The organism is Paracoccus ravus, assembly GCF_004522175.1.
Taxonomy (GTDB): domain Bacteria; phylum Pseudomonadota; class Alphaproteobacteria; order Rhodobacterales; family Rhodobacteraceae; genus Paracoccus; species Paracoccus ravus.
Genome location: NZ_SDEB01000044.1, coordinates 1 through 17,238 on the forward strand (window position 1 = coordinate 1; position 17,238 = coordinate 17,238).

General features: G+C 65.1%; 15 protein-coding genes and 6 pseudogenes. 4 read left to right on the plus strand and 17 right to left on the minus strand.

The window, feature by feature from the left end; genetic code table 11:
• Window positions 1-124 (plus strand): annotated as a pseudogene (locus tag ESZ60_RS21935) (helix-turn-helix domain-containing protein); the annotation flags it as partial.
• Window positions 125-586: 462 nt separating this feature from the next.
• Here ESZ60_RS21935 and ESZ60_RS21940 read toward each other — a convergent pair.
• The 4 genes and pseudogenes from ESZ60_RS21940 to ESZ60_RS21535 form a co-directional block, all read right to left on the minus strand.
• Window positions 587-1,006, minus strand: coding sequence for a hypothetical protein (locus ESZ60_RS21940; protein ID WP_425331337.1), 420 nt, complete (start codon window positions 1,004-1,006; stop codon window positions 587-589).
• A gap of 73 nt (window positions 1,007-1,079) precedes the next feature.
• Window positions 1,080-1,517, minus strand: coding sequence for a tripartite tricarboxylate transporter permease (locus ESZ60_RS19385; RefSeq protein WP_245155787.1), 438 nt, complete (start codon window positions 1,515-1,517; stop codon window positions 1,080-1,082).
• 82 nt (window positions 1,518-1,599) lie between these two features.
• Window positions 1,600-2,106, minus strand: a pseudogene (locus ESZ60_RS21945) (tripartite tricarboxylate transporter TctB family protein); the annotation flags it as partial.
• Window positions 2,088-2,273 carry a hypothetical protein gene (locus tag ESZ60_RS21535; RefSeq protein WP_134682332.1) on the minus strand — a complete coding sequence of 62 codons (186 nt, stop codon included), beginning with the start codon at window positions 2,271-2,273 and terminating at the stop codon, window positions 2,088-2,090. The gene ESZ60_RS21535 and the pseudogene ESZ60_RS21945, both read right to left, overlap by 19 nt.
• 72 nt (window positions 2,274-2,345) lie before the next feature.
• Here ESZ60_RS21535 and ESZ60_RS19400 point away from each other — a divergent pair.
• Window positions 2,346-2,947 (plus strand): annotated as a pseudogene (locus tag ESZ60_RS19400) (transposase); the annotation flags it as partial.
• Here the strand turns inward: ESZ60_RS19400 and ESZ60_RS19405 are convergent.
• The 3 genes from ESZ60_RS19405 to ESZ60_RS19415 form a co-directional block, all read right to left on the minus strand.
• Window positions 2,860-3,855 carry an IS110 family RNA-guided transposase gene (locus ESZ60_RS19405; RefSeq protein WP_425331338.1) on the minus strand — a complete coding sequence of 332 codons (996 nt, stop codon included), beginning with the start codon at window positions 3,853-3,855 and terminating at the stop codon, window positions 2,860-2,862. The pseudogene ESZ60_RS19400 and the gene ESZ60_RS19405 overlap by 88 nt on opposite strands.
• Window positions 3,856-4,246: 391 nt before the next feature.
• Entirely contained in the window at window positions 4,247-4,675 is a 429-nt protein-coding gene (locus ESZ60_RS19410) for a MarR family winged helix-turn-helix transcriptional regulator (protein WP_134682333.1), read from the minus strand.
• Between the two features lie 74 nt (window positions 4,676-4,749).
• Window positions 4,750-5,790 carry a substrate-binding domain-containing protein gene (locus ESZ60_RS19415; RefSeq protein WP_134682334.1) on the minus strand — a complete coding sequence of 347 codons (1,041 nt, stop codon included), beginning with the start codon at window positions 5,788-5,790 and terminating at the stop codon, window positions 4,750-4,752.
• Window positions 5,791-5,979: 189 nt separating this feature from the next.
• Here ESZ60_RS19415 and ESZ60_RS19420 point away from each other — a divergent pair, with 189 nt between their 5' ends.
• A complete protein-coding gene (locus ESZ60_RS19420) occupies window positions 5,980-7,416 on the plus strand; it encodes an amidase (protein WP_134682335.1) in 1,437 nt (478 codons plus the stop codon).
• A 3-nt stretch (window positions 7,417-7,419) separates the two neighbouring features.
• Complete coding sequence (locus ESZ60_RS19425) at window positions 7,420-8,112, plus strand: cysteine hydrolase family protein (RefSeq protein WP_134682336.1); 693 nt, start codon at window positions 7,420-7,422, stop codon at window positions 8,110-8,112.
• Here ESZ60_RS19425 and ESZ60_RS19430 read toward each other — a convergent pair.
• From ESZ60_RS19430 to ESZ60_RS20955, 10 genes and pseudogenes are all read right to left on the minus strand, one after another.
• On the minus strand, window positions 8,109-8,879 hold the full coding sequence (locus ESZ60_RS19430; protein ID WP_245155788.1) for an urease accessory protein UreD: 771 nt from the start codon (window positions 8,877-8,879) through the stop codon (window positions 8,109-8,111). The two genes, ESZ60_RS19425 and ESZ60_RS19430, sit on opposite strands and share 4 nt — an antisense overlap.
• A pseudogene (ureG, locus tag ESZ60_RS19435) lies at window positions 8,876-9,482 on the minus strand (urease accessory protein UreG). The gene ESZ60_RS19430 and the pseudogene ureG overlap by 4 nt, the downstream one beginning before the upstream one ends.
• Window positions 9,479-11,182 (minus strand): annotated as a pseudogene (ureC, locus tag ESZ60_RS19440) (urease subunit alpha). The pseudogenes ureG and ureC overlap by 4 nt, the downstream one beginning before the upstream one ends.
• A 326-nt stretch (window positions 11,183-11,508) precedes the next feature.
• Window positions 11,509-12,222: an ABC transporter ATP-binding protein gene (locus ESZ60_RS19445; RefSeq protein WP_134682337.1), complete on the minus strand. Its 714-nt coding sequence runs from the start codon at window positions 12,220-12,222 to the stop codon at window positions 11,509-11,511.
• The gene (locus ESZ60_RS19450) at window positions 12,209-12,958 is read right to left on the minus strand and encodes an ABC transporter ATP-binding protein (protein ID WP_134682338.1); all 750 of its coding nucleotides are present in this window, start codon (window positions 12,956-12,958) and stop codon (window positions 12,209-12,211) included. Before ESZ60_RS19450 ends, ESZ60_RS19445 begins: the two co-directional genes overlap by 14 nt.
• Window positions 12,951-13,997 carry an ABC transporter permease subunit gene (locus tag ESZ60_RS19455; RefSeq protein ID WP_134682339.1) on the minus strand — a complete coding sequence of 349 codons (1,047 nt, stop codon included), beginning with the start codon at window positions 13,995-13,997 and terminating at the stop codon, window positions 12,951-12,953. Before ESZ60_RS19455 ends, ESZ60_RS19450 begins: the two co-directional genes overlap by 8 nt.
• 12 nt (window positions 13,998-14,009) lie before the next feature.
• On the minus strand, window positions 14,010-14,876 hold the full coding sequence (locus tag ESZ60_RS19460) for a branched-chain amino acid ABC transporter permease (RefSeq protein WP_134682340.1): 867 nt from the start codon (window positions 14,874-14,876) through the stop codon (window positions 14,010-14,012).
• A 19-nt stretch (window positions 14,877-14,895) separates the two neighbouring features.
• Complete coding sequence (locus tag ESZ60_RS19465) at window positions 14,896-16,128, minus strand: urea ABC transporter substrate-binding protein (RefSeq protein WP_134682341.1); 1,233 nt, start codon at window positions 16,126-16,128, stop codon at window positions 14,896-14,898.
• 276 nt (window positions 16,129-16,404) lie between these two features.
• Window positions 16,405-16,747: pseudogene (locus ESZ60_RS19470) on the minus strand (transposase); the annotation flags it as partial.
• 166 nt (window positions 16,748-16,913) lie between these two features.
• A partial coding sequence (locus tag ESZ60_RS20955) for a hypothetical protein (RefSeq protein ID WP_209021368.1) occupies window positions 16,914-17,238 on the minus strand: 325 nt, incomplete at its 5' end.

Genomic DNA, 17,238 nt, shown 5'->3' on the forward strand with positions numbered 1-17,238 from the left:
CCTTCAGGCCAAGGTGCCGAAGACGAGAGTTGCGTCGACGCTCGGCCGCAATCGCTCGACGATCACCCGCGAGGTCAAGCGCAACTGGTGGCTCGACAAGGACGTGCCGCAGGCCGATGGCTATCCGGTCCGAGTCAGGTCACGAAGGGCATGAAATCGACGCTATCGCCTGAAAGACGGAAGAATGGGGGCGATCTTGGAAAAGCAGCGCTGTGGCCTCGACAGTTTCGGCCTCGACCACCAAATCGCAGCAGATCGAGTTGCAAGCCGGGGCGATACCCTCGGCGGAAACGCGCGTCGTCTTTCCCACCATGCCGCCCCGATCGAGAATAGAGGCGGTAATCTTTTCCGCCCAATCGACCCATTTTCGGACGTCAACGCTGTCAACAGCGTCTTGCTCGGCCTTGGGAAGTGTTCGAGGCGCCGTCACTGTCCCGAAAGCCTGCATTAGCGCATACGATCTCGCTGCACGAAGCTTGAGCGGCCGCTTCGACGCCTGCGGCGGGGCAGCCCCCGTGATGACCGACCAGCCGGTTAGGGCCGTAGATACCTTCCCGCTATGCCCTCTCCGTGGGGTTCGGCAGGTTCAGCCGGTAGCGTGTATGTCGGCGTTCGCCGGTTCGGATAAGCGCACCTTGCTCAACCAGATCATGCAGGTCGCGCGTGGCGGTGGCGCGTGAGGTGGAGGAACTGTCGACGTAATCGACAACGAGCACGTCCTTCTTTTCACAATGCCGCCTATGCAACCTGCCCACATATTGCGCCAACGTGCCCTTCCACGCGATCGCTTCACCAGCGGCGGGCACAGCGCCGCGTTGCCGATGCCGATCGCGCCGCATTCCGTCTCGACCTCGCAGGTCAGCCATTGGTGAAAACGGAAGCTGCCCATCGCGTCGCCGCGTTCGTAAAGCACGTCCGACGCATTGGTGCAGAAATTGCCAGCTGGCGGAACCGTCAGGCCGGTCCAGTTCCAGACGCGCACGCGAACGGATTTGATCTTGGTCACTTGGTGACTCCTTGGCCTGATTTTTTGGGAGTAGGGTTTGGGGAGGCGGCGGGGAGGCCCCGGCCGATATGGTTCAGCCAGCGGCACGGTTGGCACGCATCCGACCGATCAGGCGCAGCAGGCCCGGTGCGACCAGCACCAGAAGCGCCACGACCATGATCCCGCCGACGAGACCGTTCGAAAAGCAGACGCCCAGATTGCCATCAGACAGGATCATCGACTGGTGGAAGGCATTCTTGGCTTTGTGGCCCAGCACCATGGCCAGAACCAGCGGCGCCAGCGGGCAGTCGAGCTTGCTGAAGACATAGCCGACCAGCCCGAACAGCAATGCGAGCCACAGATCGAATATCGCATTCGGGACGGTATAGGCCCCGACGAAGAAGCTCGAGACAATGATCGGCGCAATGATCGAGAACGGGATGCGCAGAAGCGCCGCGAACATCGGAACGGTGGCAAGCACCAGAATGACGCCGATGAAGCGCGATCTCGAAGCCGTGCAGCAGATAAGCAAAGTTTTCCAAGACTCTGAAATTCAACAGGATCAGTAAATGCCGAGCATTTTTTCCAGCAGGCCCTTGAGTAAGGGGGACTTGGGAGACGATCTCGAAGATGACGTAAAGGGCGATGCTGAACCCTAGCCCAAGCGCGATGCCGCGCGGCAGGGAAAGGCCGCCCTGACGGTAGGCCATCCCGAGAAGATAAATCGTGCTGGCCACGTAAGAGCCCAGCAGCACGCTGCCGACGACAAAGACGGCCATCGGCCCGACGAAGGACAGGATCCGCATCGCCTGTTCGCACGACACGAACTCTTCGCGGGCATCGCCCGACAGGCTGGCCTTGGATCCGTTCCACAGGCTTGCCGCGAACAGGATCAGCCCGACCCAGAAAGGGAAATATCCGGCCTCGGGGCCGTGCTCGCTCCAGCCGTGCCGAGTTCGAGCGAACCGAGGACGGCGACTAGCCCGGTAATGCCCGTTGCCGCCGCGGTGACGATTTCCATCGAGCGTCGTGAAGTCATGGGGGTCTCCGTCAATCCCGGAAGAGGGTTCCGCGCCAAACGGGACACCCGGTCCGGGAAGGATCAGTTCGTGAGGTTCCAGCCTTCGGCTTCGAAGACTTTCATCGCATGGATTCCGAGGTGCTGATAAAGGCCGTGAGTTCTTCCACCGCGAGGAATTCGGCGCGTCTGCGAGGTCGCCTTGAGGTAGTCCTTGAACTCCGGTGTCTCGGCGAATTTTTGCATGAGAGAGGCGTAATACTCGACCACTTCCGGTGACCTGCCCCCCGGAAGTTCCCTCGGTCTGATGTAGAGTCTGCCCAACCTGAAGGAGCAGACGAGATGAGGAAAAGCCGTTTCACTGAAGCGCAGATTATCGGGATGCTCAAAGAGCAGGAGGCTGGCTTGCCGACGGCTGAGCTGTGCCGCAAGCATGGGCTGAGCCCTGCGACGTTCTACAAGCTGAAGGCCAAGTATGGCGGAATGGACCTGTCCGATGCCAATCGTCTCAAGCAGCTCGAGGCCGAGAACGCCAGGCTGAAGCGCCTAGTGGCAGATGTCATGCTCGACAATGTGGTTCTGAAGGATCTTCTGGGAAAGCCCTGACGACGCCGATGCAACGGCGGGACGCGGTGCTGTGGGCGATGAGAGGTCATCCGATCTCTCAACGCCGGGCCTGCGTCCTGATCGGTGTCGATCCCAAGACCGTGCGGCGCGAGCATCCGCCCGACAACCCGGATATCCGGTTGGAAATGCACAAGATCGCCGAGAAGCGGCGCCGGTTTGGCTATCGACGCATCGGTGTCATGCTGGAGCGTATGGGCATGGTGATGAACGAGAAGAAGCTCTACCGGATTTACCGGGAAGAAGGGCTGTCGGTGCGCCGCCGGCGTGGCCGCAAACGGGCGCGTGGCAGCCGCACACCGAGGCCAGTGCCGCTGCGGGTGACTCGCGCCTGCATGCGATAGCTCCAGGCCCCTTCGATCAGCGCCCGCCGCGCGAGGCTGTTACCGGCCTTGGTGATGCCGCCTCGGCGCTGGCTTGAACCGCGGGAATGTTCCGAGGGCGTGAGCCCGAGATAGGCCATCAACTGGCGCGGGCTGTAGAAGCGATGGAAATCTCCGACCTCGGCCGCCACCGTCACGGCAACGATGAAAGCGACGCCTCGCATGGCTTGGACTGCCTCCACCACGGGCGCGAGCTTCCACTCCGGTAGCAACTCCGCGATCTGTGCCGTCAGCCTGGCGACGCGCGCCTCGGCGTCGGCAACCGCGTCGATGTAATCCTGAAGCACGATCTGTTGGGCGGGATGCTGGAATCGCACCGTTGTCAGCCAGCGGCGATAGGCCACCGTCCAACCCTTCTTGCCGGGATAGATGCGACCATGACGCAGCAGGAACCCCTGCAGGTGCTGCCGCGCCTTGCCGCTCACCCGTATTGCAGTTGCCCGAGCCCGGACCAGATCGCGCATCGCCTCATGCGCCGTGTCCGGCATCCACACTGCTGTCAGGTCGCCGGCACGGTGTAGCTTTGCCAGCATAATCGCATCCCCGCGGTCGGTCTTCACCCGATCGCCTGCCTTCACCGGGATGAGCGACGGAGCCACAACGATGCAGTCCTGACCCATCTCCAGCAGTTGACGATGGAGGCCATATCCGCAGGGCCCCGCCTCATAACAAAAGTGAAGTTTGCGGCCGCCCGTACGCAGCTTCTCGACCAGCTTGCGCACATCGTCGGGGCGATGGAGGATCGTGCCCCAATGCCGGACCTCGCCACCGCGTTCCCCCTGCGCAACCGCGACGGAAATCGTCGCCTTGTGGACATCCAGCCCGATGAAAATGATACTTTGCATTTGGTCTCTCCCCCATTCTTGAGGCTCGGCACCAGCCAACCTGGCGCAACCCTCGAACGGAGAATGCCGCGGGAGAGGCCACCGACCCAGTCAGCTCACCTCACGATCATGGGGTCTAACGATCGCAGCCAGCAATCTTGCGCGCCTGCCCGGAATGATCGCTTCATGAGGCGGAGCCCGCCAGTTCCGCGGGCCAATCGTCGGCTGCGGCAGCTCTCGCTGGATACTGAAGATGAAACTTGCACCTCCCGCACGTTTCTCAGCGGCGTGTTAAAGCGGATCAAGCTAGCAGAATCGGGTGCTGAACGCCTCAGAGGCGCGATTCCCTTGATATTGCCCTGGAACGCCGCCTTGCGCCTCTGGGGTTTCGCAGACTCCATGCCTGCAAGATTCACCGTGTCTCCAGCTTCAATTCGCTGAATATCCGTCTGATGTGCTGCACATCTTTTCCCGAGAGGGCGTGCAGGATGTGCTCTTCATGCTCCTTGCCGATGCTCAGCAGATCGCGGCAGGTTGCCTCGCCCGCAGGGGTCAGCGAGACCAGCACTCTTCGCCGATCGTTCGGGTCCGGAAGCCGGAATACCAGCCCGTCGGATATCATGCGGTCGATGATCTTGGTCAGCGTGGCGGGTTCGACAAGAATGCGCGCCGCCAGTTCTCCCATCGGAAGCGGCCGGTCCTGCTCCAGGGCCTTGAGGATGCGGAAATGCTCGATGGCGAGACCGCCGGGCTGCAGGCGGCGCGCCAGGTCGTCTTCGATCATCCGATTGACGCGGGCGATGAGGTAACTCAGTTGCTGGCTCAGATCTGCATCGTTCATCGCGCTTACCATTAATGCTGTCAGATCAGATTATCGTAATTTTGATGACTTTTGCCATTGAAAACTCGGGGGCGTCATGACTTCCAGTTCTCGCAGACCCGGAACTCGGTTCCATCCGCCTCGGCCAGGGCCACGCGCGCGCCGATTACGGACCTGCCCATGATCTTGTAGGCCAGGCTGCGGGGCAGTCCTTGCCGCAGCACGCGGGCCATCAGGTGGCCGTCGACATGGCCGACATGACGCGCAAGCCCGGCGACCAGATGGATCGCGTCATAGCAGTTCAGCGAGTTCGTCGTCACATCGGGCAATCTGCCCGAGAAGGCATGGCCATAGCCTTCCAGCAAAGTCTCGCGGTCGTGATCCTGCGTGCCGTTGAAGTAGCTGGCGACGGCGAACAGGTTCTCGGCATTGCCGGGCGCAACCCCGAGCAGCTGGGTCTCCTCGAAGGCCAGTGTCAGCCGCAGCACCGCGCCGGAGAGGCCCGCCTCGGCGAAGGCGCGATTGAAGGCGATCGCGTCCTCTCCCAGCAATGCGATCACGACGAGGTCCGGCCTCGCGGCCTTCACTCCCTCCAGCACGGCGTCGTAATCTCTCTGGTGCAGGGGGATCAGCGCATGCCCGATCATCCGGCCACCGCTGCGGCGCACCACGCTTTCCGTGGTGCCATAGGCGACCCGCGGCCAGATGTAGTCATTGCCGATGAAGAAGACGCGCCGCGCGCCGCGATGCTCTGCCAGCCAGTGAATGGCGGGCGAGAGAACCTCGTGATCCGTCACCCCCAAGGCGGCGACCCCCGGACCGCAAAATCCGCCTTCGAAATGCGGAGTATAGACATAGGGCGCGAGGCCATGCAGCCCGTCGCGGACGGCGGAGCGCAGATGCGAGGCCTGCAGGCCGATCACCGCATCGACGCGCTCCTCGAGCAGGAGATGCTCGGCCGCGGATCTTGCGCTGGCCACCGTCTCGCCGGAATCGCGATGCACGATCTGCACATCCTGGCCGAGGACCCCGCCGGCCTCGTTGATCTCGGCCGCGGCGATCGAGGCCGCGCCTTGGCAGCCCGGCGTCCACAGACCGGCCAATCCACCATGAGACAAGATGACACCAATGCGCATGGCGTCTTTTAAACTGCCGGCGGGCCGAACCGCGCCAGTTTCGCACGGCCCCCGCAAGGAAATGTGCCGACTTGCCCATTCCGCGGGCAGCGAGGTGTAAAAACCGGCTGCGTCTCCGGGCATGTCGCATTTTACTTGAAATTACGACTATTGGATTCGCGAATAGAGCGGACATGACAGGAGGTTCCCATGAACAAGCACGTGCCGATCGAGCAACCCGAAGGCGAGATCGCGGATATGTCGCTGAGCCAGGTCTCGGCCCTGATCGCCGCCGGGACGGTCACGCCGACCGACGTCACCGAGGCGGTGCTGGCGCGGATCGAAAGCCTCGAGCCGCGCCTGAACAGCTATCAGCTCGTGCTGCAGGACCGGGCGCGCGAAAAGGCCGCCCATGCCACGCGCGAGCGTCTGGCGGGGCTGGACCGCGGGCCGCTTCATGGCGTGCCCCTCGCCCTCAAGGACCTCTGCGAGACCAGCTACGCCCCCACCGCCGCGGGCATGGCGATCCTTCGCGGCAATGAAACGGGCCGCGATTCGACCGTGGCGGCGCGGCTCGAACAGGCCGGCGCGGTGATCCTCGGCAAGCTCGCGATGACCGAGGGCGCCTATGCCGGGCATCATCCCGACATGCCGACCCCGAAGAACCCGTGGAACGAGCAGGTCTGGGCCGGGTCCTCGTCCTCGGGCTCCGGGGTCGCGGTGGCGGCGGGTTTGTGTTTCGGCGCGCTCGGCTCGGATACCGGCGGCTCGATCCGCTTCCCCTCGGGTGCGAACGGCATCACCGGGATGAAGCCCACCTGGGGCCGGGTCAGCCGGCACGGCGTCTTCGCCTTGGCCGACAGCCTCGATCATATCGGCCCGATGGCGCGCAGCGCGGCCGATTGCGCGGTGATGCTCTCGGCGATCGCGGGGCATGATCCCGCCGATCCGACCAGCCTCAAGGCGCCGGTGCCCGACTACCTGGCCGGGATCTCGGCGCCGATCCGGGATCTGCGGATCGGGGTCGATGCGAAGGTGATGGGCAGCGTCTCCTCGGAAACCCTCGCCATGCTGACGCAGGCCATCGCCGCGCTCGAGGCGCTGGGGGCCGAAATCGTGCCGGTCACGCTGCCCTTCCCGGCGGAGATGACCGAGCAATGGAACGCCATCTGCGGCATCGAGGTCGCCATCGCCCATGACAGGACCTACCCCGCCCGGGCCGCCGAATACGGCCCGAGCCTGAGCGGCCTTCTCGAGCTCGGACATGGGCTGAGTGCCGGGCAGGTCGGGCGCGCGATGCAATGGAGGCTGAATTTCAGCGGCATGATGCAGGGCGCGATGGCTGCGGTCGACATGGTGCTGCTGCCGGTCCTGGGCGCCCCCCTTCCCTATCTCGACAATGCCATCGGCGCGCCTTCGGCAGATCCGGCCAATGCCGATCTGGGCGACCTGCTGAAATACACCGCCCCTGCCGATCTGACCGGGCAGCCGGCGCTGACCCTGCCGGGCGGCTTCGACCTGCGCGGCGCGCCGATGGGGCTGCAGCTGATGGGCAAGCACCTGTCGGAGGCCCTGCTCTTCCGCGCGGGCCATGCCTTCCAGTCGGTCACCGACTGGCATACCCGCCGCCCCGGGCGCGAGGGCTGAGCCATGCACCGGGTCGACCTTCCGCCGGACATCCTCGCCCGCGCCCGCGCCACGCGCGGCGGGCGCAGCTTTGCCGAGGCGCTGGACCCTGCGCGCACCGCGCATGTCGTCATCGACATGCAGCAGGGGTTCCTGCGCCCCGGCGCGCTGCTGGAAGTGCCCGTCGCGCGTGACATCGTGGGGAATGTCAATCGCATCTCGGCTGCCTTGCGGCAGGCGGGCGGGCATGTCGCCTTCACCCGCTTCGCCTGGCTGCCGGATGACCCGCTGGAATGGCGGCTCTTCTACCGAGGCTTCCTCAACGCGGAAAAATCCGACAGCCAGCGCGCCAGCTTCTCGCCCGAAGGTGAGGATCTGCCGCTCTGGCCCGGGATCGAGGTCGAGGATCGCGATGCCGTCCTCGACAAGACGCGCTACAGCGCCTTCACGCCCGGAACCTCCGCCTTGCCCGGCTGGCTCGAGGCCAGGGGCATCCGGACCCTGATCATCACCGGAACCCTGTCGAACTGCTGCTGCGAAAGCACCGCGCGGGATGCGATGCAGGCCGGATACGAGGTCATCTACGTCTCGGATGCGACCGCGACGCTCACGGATTTCGAGCACAATGCCGCGCTGGCCAGCATGATGACGCTGTTTGCCGATGTCACCGAGACCGAGACCCTGCTGGCGCGGCTTGCCGCCAAGGCCGCGGCCTAAAGGGCCTCGCGCAGCAGGACCCGCCACCGGTCCAGGGCGGCGGCGAGGACGCCGCCCGAGATCGCGGCGATCCGGACGATCACGCCGGCATTCTCGCGCAGGGCCGCTGCCGCGCTCCAGAGCCCGTCGCCGCCTTGCGTCCCCGGCACGATTCCGAGGCCCGCGAGGCGCGCCGGTTCCGCGACCACGATCACCTGGCCAAAGGCCCGCATGGCCCCCGGCAATTCCGCGATCCGCGCCAGCTGCGCGCGATCGGCCCGCTGGCAATCGCGCAGGATCACCCTGCCCGCGCGCCGGATCTGCGTCTGCGAGCGCCAATCCGCCGGGCCGTCGCGCAGGCAGAAGCCGTCGATCAGCGCGAGGGCGGCATCCGCGCCATGATCGAATTCCTGCCGCTGCGCCATGTCGGCCCCGGGCGAGAGCACCCAAGGATCGGGCAGCATCGCCAGCGTGCCGCCGCCGACCGTCACCTGCCAATCCACGCGCGCCGGGCCACCGCCATGGGCGAGCCCCGCCCCGGCGGTGACCAGGTGAAGCTGCCCGGCCTCATGCACCAGCCGGTGACGCCAGTGATCCCCCGGCAGCAGGGCCGCGCCCGCGGCCTGGGGCAGGATCGTCAGCGGCCCCTCGCGGCCAGCGAGGCGGAACCCGCGCGGCAGCGGCCAGGGCCATTCAACATGACGCCCGAGGATCGCCGTGCCGCCATCGGGGCCGAGGCCCGTGCGCAGCTCGAACTGGACCTGCCCGGCGGCGGCGTGATCCCTCACCGGAACAGCACCTCGCGGCGCAGCAGGTCCAGGATCTCGACCAGGCCCCGGTCGCGGCGGCAGACCGTGCCGATCACCGGCCGCCCGTTGCGGATCTGGTGCGCCTCCTCGAGCATCCTCGCCATGTCGACGCCGACATGCGGCGCCAGGTCGACCTTGTTGATGACCAGCAGGTCCGCCTGCATGATCCCCGGCCCCTTCTTGCGTGGAATGTCGTCGCCGCCCGCCACGTCGATGACGAACATCCAGTAATCCACGAGATCGGGCGAGAAGGTCGATGCGAGATTGTCGACCTCCGGATTCGATCAGGATCAGGTCGAGATCGGGAAACGCCCGTTCCAGCCGGTCGGCCGCGGCGATGTTCAGCGTCGGGTCCTCGCGGATCACGGTATGCGGGCAGGCCCCCGCCTGGACGGCGAGGACGCGCTCGGGCGGCAATTGCCCGCCGCGCCGCAGCCGTTCGGCATCTTCTTCGGTGACCAGGTCGTTGGTGATGACCGCCGTGTCGATCCCGCCCGCGGCGAGATGCGGCAGGAGCGCCTCGATCAGGGCGGTCTTGCCCGATCCGACCGGCCCGCCGATGCACACGCGCGCCGCCGTCAACGCAGGAAATACCGACGCGACATCGGCACCTCCCGCGCGGGCTCGCAGGTCAGCAGCCGCCCGTCGGCGCGCACCTCGAAGGTGCGGGGATCGACCTCGACATGCGGAAGCGCGTCGTTCCGGCGCATGTCGGCCTTGGTCAGCCCGCGCACCGAGGAGATCTGGACGAAGGGTTTCAGGCAGCCGAGCCGCGCATGGGTTCCGGCCTCGATGGCGAGCCGGCTCACGAAGGTCACGCCGAGCCGATGCTAGACCGAGCCGAGCGAACCCCACATCGGGCGATGGATCATCGGCTGGGATCCTGAGAAGCTGCCATTGCCGTCGCCCATCGTCGAGCAGACGATGGTTCCCGACTTGATGACGGTCGCGGGCTTCGCGCCGAAGAAGGCGAAGGGCCAGAGCACGATATCCGCCATCTTCCCCGGCGCGAGCGAGCCGACAGGCGCGTCGATCCCGGCGGCGATGGCCGGGTTGATGGTGAGCTTGGCCATGTAGCGCAGGATGCGGGCATTGTCGGCCCCGGCAAACGGTTCCTCGGGCAGCGGACCGACGCGGTCCTTCATCACGCTCGCCAGCTGCCAGCATTTCGCGACATTCTCGGCAAGCCGCCCCATCCCCTGCGTGTCGGTGGCGAAGATGGAAATAGCGCCCATGTCATGCAGGAGATCCTCGGCGGCCATGGATTGCGGACGGATCCGGGCCTCGGCGAAGGCCACGTCCTCGATCAGGTCGAAGCTCATCATGTGGGCCAGCATGGTCATCGGCACCCCCTCTTCCAGCGCGGGGGCGGTGAAGGGGTTGGTGGGATTGGTCGAGGAGGGCAGCATGTTGGCGAAACCGTTCACCGCCAGGATGTCGGGCGCATGGCCGCCCCCCGCCCCCTCGGTGTGGTACATGTGGATGGTCCGGCCCGCGATGGCCGCCATGGTGTCCTGGTAGAAGCCGAACTCGTTGATCGTGTCGGTATGCAGATGCACCGAGAAATCCGCCGCATCCGCCGCCCGCAACGCGCCGTCCATGACCGCGGGCGAGGCGCCGAAATCCTCGTGGATCTTCACCCCCAGCGCGCCGCCCGCGACGCTTTCGGCCACCGCTGCGGGGTCCGAGCAGCCGCGGCCGAGAAAGCCGAAGTTCAAGGGATATTCGTCGGCCGCCAGGATCAGCCGCCCGAGCGTCAGCGGTCCCGAGCAGGAGACGTCGAAATTGGGCCCCGGCGACATGCCGATCATCGTCGTCGTGCCGCCGGCCAAGGCGTGATGAGCCTGCTGCGGCGACAGGAAATGCGCATGGGTCTCGACCGCTCCGGCGGTCACGAAATGGTGGTCGCCATGCACCACCGTGGTGTTCGGGCCGGTCACCATGCCCGGCGTCACCCCGGCCATGATGTCGGGATTGCCGGCCTTGCCGATCCCCGAGATCAGGCCGTCGCGGATGCCGATATCGGCCTTGATGATGCCCAGATCCGCATCGATGATGACGGCATTCTGGCTGACCATGTCGAGCGCCCCCGAGGACGCCGTGCCGGTCGTGCAGAAGCCCTCGCCGTCGCGCATCGCCTTGCCCGCGCCGGTCGTCAGCTCGTCGCCGTAATGGGTCAGGTCGGCCTCGACCCGGGCCAGCAGCGCGCTGTCGCCCAGCCGGACCCGGTCGCCCGTGGTCGGGCCGTAGAGCGCGGCATATTCGCGTCTTCCGATCTTCATAGATAGCCTCTTTCGCTGGCCCGGGCGATGGCGGCCTCGCGGCATTCCTCGGCCGGTCCCTCGACCAGACCGGCGAAGCCATGGATGCGCCGCGCCCCGGCAGCCGGTCGACGAGGTTGTAGGCATCGACATAGCCACCCATCAGCCCCTTGAACGAGGCCACGTCCTCGGGCGACAGGTTGAAGCCGAGCCCTTCGGCACCTTGGCCAATTGCGCGTCATTGGGCAGTTTCACGGGCATTTCGTTCTCCGTTATGGGCAGAAGGGTCTGGGCCGGAGCCGGCTGGCCCCGGATCGGTTCCGGTCGGGTTCAGGGCTGGGATGCGGTCAGGCGGTGACGAAACCCATGAATTCGCTGACGGCGCGGCTGTCGGTCAGCTGCTCGCGCGGGATCTGGCGGTCGAGGACCCCGTTCGAGATCGCATAGACCCGCTGCGCCAACCCGGTGATGAAATCGAGATTCTGCTCGACCAGCACGATGGTGATGTCCAGCCGGCGGGTCAGTTCCTGCAGCGTCTCCGAGATCTCGTCATTGATCGACGGCTGGATCCCCTCGGTCGGCTCGTCGAGCAGCATGAGCTTGGGCCTGCGGCAGAGGCAGCGGGCCAGCGCGAGAAGCTGCTGCTCGCCGCCCGACAAGGCGCCGCCGCGCCGGTCGAGAAGGCGTTTCAGGCGCGGGAACAGCTCGAGCACCTCGGCGAGGGTGGCCGCCATGTCGGCGCGCCCGGCCGCGATGCCGACCTGCAGATTTTCCTCGACCGACAGGTTGGGGAAGATCTCGCGCCCCTGCGGCACCAGCCCTATCCCGGCCCGCGCGCGGGCATTCACGGATTGGCCCAGCAGGGCCTGGCCATCGAAGCGGATATCGCCCCCGGTGACCTTCACGAAACCCATGATGGCCCGCATCAGGGTCGTCTTTCCCATGCCGTTATGGCCGAGGATGCCGACGACCTCGCCCTGCTCGGCATAGAAATCCACCCGGTGCAGCGCGGGAACCAGGCCGTAAGCGGCGGACAAACCCTTGATCTCAAGCAGCGGCATCGGCCTGTTTCCCCAGATAGATTTCCTGAACCGCCCGGTCGCGCATGATGTCGTCGATCATCGCCTCGCGGAAGATCGCGCCGCGGTTGAAGACGGTGACGAATTTCGCGATCTGCCGGATGAACTGCATGTCATGCTCGACCACGATCACCGCCGCCGAGCGCGCCGCCTCGAGGACCAGCTGCGCCAGACGATCGCGCTCGTCCCCGGTCATGCCGGCCGCCGGCTCGTCGAGCAGGATCAGGTCGGGCGAGGCCGCGAGCACCATGGCCAGCTCGACGAGCTGCCGCTGGCCATGCGCGAGCTGGCCGACCTCGCGCCGGATCAGGTGCCTGATGCCGCATTTCTCGATGGTGGCCTCGGCCACGTCCCTGGCGATCCGGACGGTGTGCTTGCGGCGAGCCGAAAGACGGACATTCTCATAGACCGAGATGCCGTCGAAGACATTGGGCACCTGCGTCTTGATGCCGACGCCCATGTTCACGATCTCATGCGTGTTGAGCCCGGTGATCGGCTGCTCCTTCAGCAGCACCCGCCCCTCGGTCGGCACAAGCTGCCCGGTCAGGCATTTGAAGAAGGTCGATTTTCCGGCGCCGTTGGGGCCGAGCAGGCAGCGCAGTTCGCCGTCGCGCAGCTCGAAATCGACATTGTCCACCGCCGTCACGCCGCCGAAGCGCATGGTGAGGCCGCTGGTGCGCAGGATGCGGTAGCCCTCGTCCTTGGGCGTCTCAGTCATCGGAAGTCACCTTCTTTGCAGAGGCCGACACGCCGCGGCCGCGACGCCACAGCGCCCAGCCTGCGAGGCAGGCGGATTTCACCGTCGGCACCAGTCCCTTGGGCAGGGCGAGCACCAGCACCATCATGATCGCGCCCAGCACGACGAGGCTGTTCAGGAGCTCCATCATGCCGAGCTTCAGCGTCAGCCATTGCAACCCGATCACCCCGAGGATCGGGCCCAGGAGCGTGCCCACGCCGCCTGCCATGACCCAGATCAGGGCCTTGGCCGACATCTCCATGCTGAAGGCGTTCGGGTCGATGAAGGATTGGTAGGTCGCCCACATCGCCCCGGACAGGCCGGCAATGCCCGATCCCAAAGCGAAGACGATCACCTTGTGGCGGCGGATGTCATAGCCGAGCAGCGCGGCGCGGGTCTCGTTCTCGCGGATGCCGATCGAGATGCGGCCGAAATCCGAGGCGATCAGGATGCGCAGCACCACGTAGACCACCACCAGCACCGCCATGAAGAAGCGGAACAGCTGCGCCGGGTCCAGCCAGGCATCGGGCTGGCCGGGGAAATTGATCGTCGGGATCGAGGGAATGCCGTTGAACCCGCCAAGCCTGACCCCGGCGATGGAATATTCCGGGCCCGCGGTGTGATTGGCGAGCTTCCAGAAGATCAGCGTGACGACCATCGTCACCACGCCCAGGTAGACATCCGAGAGCTTGCCGTAGAACATGAAGTAGCCGAGCGCCACGCCGAAAGCCGCGGGAATGGCAAAGGACAAAACGAGCGGCAGGGTCGTGTCGCCGATGCTGATCGACGAGACCGCGAAAGTATAGGCGCCCAGCCCGAAGAAGGCGGCCTGCCCGAAGCTCAGAATGCCGCCGAAGCCCCAGATATAGGCAAGGGACAGGGCGAAGACCGAGAGCACGACATATTGCGTGATCTGCATGATCGTGAACATGTCGATGAAGATCGGGCCCAGCACCAGCAGGGCCAGCCCGATGCCGACCATGATCCAGAAACCCGGATCGCGCGTCAGGGGTTTTTCCATGCGATTCACTCCTTACAGCGCGCGCTTGAAGATGCGGCCGGTGATGCCCTGCGGCAGGATGCGCAGAAGGATCAGCGCCACCACCAGCAAGGCGGCATCGCCATAGACCGGCCCGGCCCAGAAGGTCGTGGCCTGGCTGATCGAGCCGAGCACCGTGGCCGAGGAAAGCGTGCCGGTGATCACCGCGGCGCCGCCGGTGATGACGGTGATGAAGCTCTGGCCGACGAGGCTCGCGCCCATGGTCGGCACCACCCCGGTCACCGGCGCGAGGAGCCCTCCGGCAAGTCCGGTGACCGCCGAGCCGATGCCGAAGGTCGCCATGTAGACCCATGTGGTGCGGATCCCGAGGGCTTCGGCCATGTTCGGATTCTGCATCGTGGCCCGGGCGATCAGGCCCACCCGGGTGAATTTCAGGACCGCCCAGACCGCGAGCAGGATCGCCGCCGCGAAGAAGATCAGCACGAAGTTGTAGACCGGCATCTGGTAGCTGCCGATCCGGACGCCGCCGAAAGGCGTGGCGACGCCCTGGACCGTATTGCCGAAGATCAGCGTGACGCCGCCGATCATCAGCATCGACAGCCCCCAGGTCGCGAGCAGGCTGTCGAGCATCCGGCCGTAGAGCTGCCGGATCACCAGCCGCTCGACGATGACGCCGAAGATGCCGACGACGAGCGGGGCCAGCACGAGGATCGCGAACCATTCGTTGACACCCGCCCCGGTCGAGACCACGACCGTATAGCCCCCGAGCATCAGGAATTCGCCATGAGCGAAGTTGATGACCCGCATCATCCCGAAGATGATGGCGAGCCCCGCCGCCAGAAGGACGAGCCAGGCGACTGCCCGGATCATCTCCAGCGCGACGATGACCGCATAATCCATGCGTCGGCCCCCCTCTGGCTTACAGGCTGATCTCGAAATGCTTGTTGGAGTTCGGCTGGGCGATCAGGTCGCAGACCATCTGCGTGTCCGCCGGTTGCGATTCCGGGAAGGCTTCCTTGATCACGAAGGTCTGGTCCTGCAATTCGGCGATGTAGACGTCGCGAATGGCGTGATGGGTCTTCGGATCGATCTTCACCTTGCCTGCCGGCAGGTCATAGGTCTTGCCTTGCGAGATGACCTCGAGCACCGCGTCGCGCTCGACCGAACCCGCCTCGCGCACCGCATCCGCCCAGATCATCATGCCCTCGTAGGTGCATTCCGAGATCTCGGAAACGATCGGGGTGTTGGTGGGATATTCCGCCTTCACCCTTTCGAGGAACGCCTTGTTGACCGGGTTGTCGACCCCTTCGAAATATCCGAAGGCCGAGAGGATGCCGTTGCCTTCGGCCGCGGTCAGCATGACCTGATCATTGCCGCCCGCCCCGAGCACCGTCGAGATCATCGGGATCTGCGCCTTCATCCCGGCCGCCGCCCATTGCCGGTAGAAGCCCAGATGCGAGCTGCCGACCATCGCCGAGCAGACGAAATCGGGTTTGGCCGCCTGGATCTTGGAGATCGTCGAGCCGAACTGCGCGACGTCCAGCGGGAAGAACTCGGTGGCGATCACCTCGCCGCCCTGCTCCTCGACGTAGCGCTTGATCCAGGCCGAGGTGATATGGCCGTAATTGTAATCTGCGGCGACGGCATAGACCTTCTTGCCGAACAGGTTCATCGCATAGGGGATGATCCGGGCGACGGTCTGGGCCGGGGTGGTTCCGATGGTGATCTCGTTGCGGTCGCAGACCCCGCCTTCATATTGGGTATTGTAGAAATACAGCGTCTTGTACTTGTGGAAGATCGGGCGGATCGTCTCGCGGCTGGCCGACGTGATGCCGCCCATGACGACCGAGACGCGATCCTTCAATGCCATCTGGGTCGCATATTGCGAATAGAGCGACATGTTCGACTGCGGGTCGTAGACCACCGGCTCGACCTGTTTGCCCAAGAGACCGCCGCCCTCGTTGATCTCCTTGATGGCCATTTGGAAGACTTGGTTCATCGGGATGCCGACCAGATCCAGCGCGCCTGAGAGGTCGTGCAAGCCGCCAACCTTGATCGTGTCGGTGGCGGCGCGCGCGACCAGCGGCGCCGCCAAGGACAGCGCCGCAGCCGCGCCGGTGGACTTCAGGAATTGACGTCTTTGAATGGTCATGTGCCGGTGTCCCTTGAGGAATGTTTCCTGGGTCACACTGGCATTTTAGTTAAAATTACAAATATCACTTTCGCCACATTTTTGACGTTTGTGCGGAAACTGCTCATTTAGATGTCTGGCGGGCCGGGGAAGTCCGAAACTTCGGCAGGGTGCGGACCTCGCCGGAGCGTGATGTGCCGTGCTGAGCATGATTCCCGATCAGCACGGCACGTCACGCGCAGCTCGAGCGGACACGGAGTGGCTGAGGTCGCGCCGAACGCACGCGGCAAATGCACAGATGACGGTTGCCGCGAGGGCGATGACCGAAGGAAAAACCTTCGGACATCTGTCGTATCGGGTTGCCACGCGCAACCAGTCCTTGAGCCTGCCAAACGTGATCTCGATGCGGTTGCGCCGCTTGTATCAGCGCTTGTCGTATTTGAGGGGTGTCTTGCGTTGCTTTCGGCCGGAGATGCAGGCTCGTATCCCCTTGTCCGGCAACGCTTCCCGGAACCAGTCGGCGTCATAGCCGCGATCCCCGAGTAGCCAATCGACCTTTGGGAGGCTGCTGAGCAGCGCCCGCGCCCCGATGTCGTCACTGACCTGCCCCTGCGGTGACGAACAGGCTGAGCGGTCTGCCCAGTCCGGAATCACGGGGCAAGGTCAGTTCGGTAAGCCGTCGACGACGCGCACCCATTGTGGCGCGTGGGTGCGGTCCACCTGCGCTTTCAGCATGGCCATCGCGTCAGTGAGCGAGGGAACCCCATCCCAGCGCAGTTCCATATTGTCGTTCAGCCCGCCCCGGATCACATGGGTGGCGGCACCATTCTGTGGGGAGCAGCTACGCTCTGGTCGTTGGCGCGCGTATCTGCATGACACCCCTCCCTTACATTTTGGGTGAGGTGTAAGCCCACGCGCGAGAAATTGAGGTCCAGCAGCAGGGTGACCTTGGCGACGATGCGGGCGATATGGGGCATATCACTGGCGGGCTCCCTGCCAGCTTGTGTTTGTAGCAACCATTCAGAACTGTCCCAGTTCTGGCCATTCAGAAATGTCACCGTGCGCGGCATTGGCGGGCAGCCGGGCAGGGCGGAGACCTCCGCCATCGCAGCCCGGACCGGCTGCCCCGGG